We start from the raw sequence: 3,742 nt of genomic DNA on the forward strand, positions 1-3,742 counted from the left end.
GGATTATCTCCCCTTTTTTAGCTTTTTCCACTAATTTCAAAAAAGCATTCCAACGCTCTTCATAATCAAAACTATCTAGTTTTTCTTCCCAGTATTGAATATCGTTCATATCTCATTACCTCATTTCCATTATTCTTTTTGATAGCCATTAAAAACCATAACGTTTCTTCTACCTATTGTAGCTAACCATTGCTGAAATAAAAACATCAAAATGAGAAATAGGGGAACAAAAATCATAGTTAGGCGCAGACTAAAAGCTGTCCCTATTACTCCTCCCAACCAGGGGAATAGGAAACTACCTAAACTATTGTTAAATAGAACCCAACTGGAAGCAGTAGAAGTTACTTCTGGAAAAGTCGCCAGGGCATAAGAAACGGTGGTAGGTATCAAAGTAGAGAGCATAAAACCAGTGCCAAAAAGCAAAAGCACAGCAGAAGTAGAATGAAAAGGTAAAAGCAAAAACAAGGAAACAAACACTATTCCCCCTAAAGCATTAAGGCGAATAGTATTGAGATGACCAACTTTATCCGAAACTGGAGAAAGGATAAGCCTCCCTAACATTATACCCAACCAGAAATAAGAGAGAAAAATGGCTCCTTCTCCTCTTACTATCCCTTCTCCTTCTAAATAAGACACTAACCAGCCATTTAAGGTACTCACTCCTCCCGCGTAAAAGAGAGTAGTGAAACCCATAATCCATAACGCCGGCTGCTTAAACACTCCTAACAATTCCTTAAATTGAGAAGGCTGATTTTTTCGAGGAATAAAAGGAAAAAGAAAAATAACCAAAGTTATCAGAGTAAAAAGAGTACATATTTGGTAAAGATTCCGCCATCCATAACCCTCTACTACTAAAAAAGAGTAAAGACGGGGAGCAGCTAAAGACCCTAATCCAAAAAAAGCGTGAATGATATTTAGGGTAGTGGCAGGTTTTTCAGTAAAAACACTATTAGCTACGGGGCTAATCATAGCATCAATAAATCCCAACCCCACTCCCATAAGCAAAAAAGAAGCCATAACTAAAGGAAAAGAAGGAAGGAAAGAAATCCCTCCAAAACCAGCTAAAGATAGGAAAATTCCTAACCTCAGGATAGAAACTTGGTTAATAATATCTCCTAAAATCCCAGCCAGAAGAATAGAGACAAAATAGCCCAAGCCATGGAACAAGAAAACTCTTCCCACTACCGAGTAAGAAACGGAAAACTGCTGAGCCATTTCGGGAATTACCGCACCCATCCCTGAAAGACCCAAGCCAATAACTATGAGAGCAAGAAAGAAAGGGACTATTAAAAACTGTTTTTTCAATGTTATCCACTCCTCAAGTTATTTTGCGAATATATTGAACATACTACCTTCAATTTTTTATTCTCACTCTTTTCCCTCGTAGCGAGCTCTCCAGGCATTTTGCACTTTGAGCATTCCTCCATCTACTCCAATTATCTCCCCAGTTATATATCCAGCTTCCTCCAGCGAAAGGAAAAGCACTAAAGCTCCTACCTCGTCCGGAGCTCCAAATCTATTCAGAGGAATTTGCTCTTTTTGAAGATGTCCTCTTTCTTCAATCATAGACCGAGTCATATCTGTTTCGATAATCCCCGGAGCATAAGCATTGACTGTAATACCATAAGGCGCTAACTCAGCTGAGGCAATTTTAGTAAACATCTCTACTCCAGCTTTACTCACACCGTAAGCAATCTGTCCTACATCAGCAAAGTGGCCAGATATAGAACTAGCGTTTATGATTCTTCCAAACTTTTCCTGTTTCATAAAGGGCAATACTGCCTGGGTACAAAAAAGAGCGCTTTTTAAATTGGCTCTCAATACCTGGTCAAATTGCTCTTCAGTTAAATTTTCTAAAAAAGTAAAATCTAAAATTCCACAGTTATTGACCAAAATATCTACTCTTCCCCACTTCTCAGCTACCCAGTTAACCACCCTTCCGGCTTCTCTCTTTATACCCACATCTCCCTGAATAGATATAGCCTCGCAGCCCTCTTTCTTAAGCTCTTCTATAGCCTCATTGGCTCTCCGATTATCTGACCGATAAACCAAGGCCACTTTCGCTCCTGCTTGACTCAAAACCCTGGCAATACCCAGACCAATTCCTCGAGTGCCTCCGGTAATAATAGCCACCCGATTAAGCAAAAGTTGGTTTAACTTTTCCATTTTTCTTCCTTTCTAAACAAGAAGATATTTTATCTAACCGAAAAACCACTACCTTACGCCGAAGGAGCGCTGGAGTGCTTTTTCTCCAGCGTAATTGTTCGAATTCTTTTGTTATATATTTTGCTTTTTTGTTTACGTCGCAGGCTGTTCTATAATGGTTTGAATCAATACCTGGCCATCAACTTCTACTTGCAATTCCAAGTTAATTTCCGGATAAAGGCGAGGATTTTTTATTCGAAAAGTTATTTTCTGAAAGCCTATACATTCTATACACGCCCCTGCTTCTCGCTCCAGTTTTATCTTTACTTCGATTTTATCCTCCTTCTCTCGAGCAGAAATGGACCGTATTTGATAGCAAGGAACAGACGTGGAGAAAATAGTGGTAGCTACGATATCTTCTCCCTCCCAGAGAGTGGTGATAGACTCTTCTTCTAAAGCGAGGCATCCCGTCTCATGGTCAACTATCTCCACATCTAAAGGGTTCCATTTTTCATCACCACAACCTACCAGAAGAACCAAACAGGTAAAAATTACTCCTGCTACTATCAGCTTGTTCTTCATTTATTACCTCCTATTATTCAATAATCTCAGAATAAATATAACACAACAAAAGCATCCAAAGATAAAAAGTGATAAAATAAAAATTAATTTAAGTTACCCAAGCGAGGTCACGTTTAATGATACCTAATAACCCTAGAGAACAACTGATTAAATTGGGCGCAGAGAAGTTAGCTGATGCCCTTCTGGATTTGTCCACCCGCAGCGATCAAGCTGCTCAGCTCGTTGAACAACTATTATCTCCTCCCCGAGAAAATCTCCGGCATCTTAAAGCCAGAATAAGAGGGTTAAGGCAAAGAAAAAGGTTTTTAGGAGCCAGAGAAGCTCAGAGTTATGCTTCAGATTTAAGTGATCTTTTAGCTGATATTCAAAGAAATATCGAAGACCCCAAAATCGGGTTGGAATTAGTAGTAGCTTTCTTTGAAAGTGATAACAAAGTTTTAGAGTCCTGTGATGATTCCTACGGAAATGTGGGAGAGGTATTTCGCTACGATGCCACTGAACTTTTTACTCATTATGCTCAAGATATAGAAGATAAATCATATTTGTCCGACTTAGTTTTTAAGCTCTACCAGGAAGATGAATACGGAGTCCGGGAAGAATTGGTAGACCATGCTTTCCAATTTTTACCCGAGGCAGCCTTGCGCTCTCTGGCTCAACGGTTCTGGGAAAATGCCGAAAATATTGATAAAACTACTAAAGATAGCCAATACGATGCTCGACATTCTCTCTTTGCAGTAGAATCTTTAGCTCGTCAGCTACATGACGCTCCTCTTTATGAAAGAGCTGCATTAGCTACCTGGCCTGATCTTTCTTCTAAAACTTGTTTAGACATTGCTGAAGTTTATTTAGAAGCGCAAGAGTCAGAAAAGGCACTCGACTGGATAAAGAAAGTTCCACCAGAAATGGCCTTAGATGACTATAAACGAGATAAATTATTATTAGACATTTATCGAAAAATCGATAATCAGGAAAAATTAGCCGAAGTAGCCTGGAGAATTTTTCGCCAGCACAAAGA

The 3,742-nt window shown here is 39.2% G+C and carries 4 protein-coding genes; 1 reads left to right on the forward strand and 3 read right to left on the reverse strand.

The window, feature by feature from the left end; translation table 11 throughout:
• Positions 1-129: 129 nt before the first annotated feature.
• The 3 genes from GXZ17_RS00350 to GXZ17_RS00360 all read right to left on the reverse strand — a co-directional run bounded on the left by GXZ17_RS00350 (position 130) and on the right by GXZ17_RS00360 (position 2,727).
• Complete coding sequence (locus GXZ17_RS00350) at positions 130-1,305, reverse strand: MFS transporter (RefSeq protein WP_409375304.1); 1,176 nt, start codon at positions 1,303-1,305, stop codon at positions 130-132.
• A gap of 63 nt (positions 1,306-1,368) precedes the next feature.
• On the reverse strand, positions 1,369-2,166 hold the full coding sequence (locus tag GXZ17_RS00355) for an SDR family NAD(P)-dependent oxidoreductase (protein ID WP_409375305.1): 798 nt from the start codon (positions 2,164-2,166) through the stop codon (positions 1,369-1,371).
• A gap of 132 nt (positions 2,167-2,298) precedes the next feature.
• Entirely contained in the window at positions 2,299-2,727 is a 429-nt protein-coding gene (locus GXZ17_RS00360; protein ID WP_409375306.1) for a hypothetical protein, read from the reverse strand.
• 116 nt (positions 2,728-2,843) lie between these two features.
• Between GXZ17_RS00360 and GXZ17_RS00365 the strand changes: the two genes are divergently transcribed.
• Positions 2,844-3,742: DUF6880 family protein (locus tag GXZ17_RS00365; RefSeq protein ID WP_409375307.1), on the forward strand; the 899-nt coding region annotated here is incomplete at its 3' end.

The organism is Candidatus Sordicultor fermentans, from assembly GCF_012728195.1.
Lineage (GTDB): Bacteria > Atribacterota > Atribacteria > Atribacterales > Caldatribacteriaceae > Sordicultor > Sordicultor fermentans.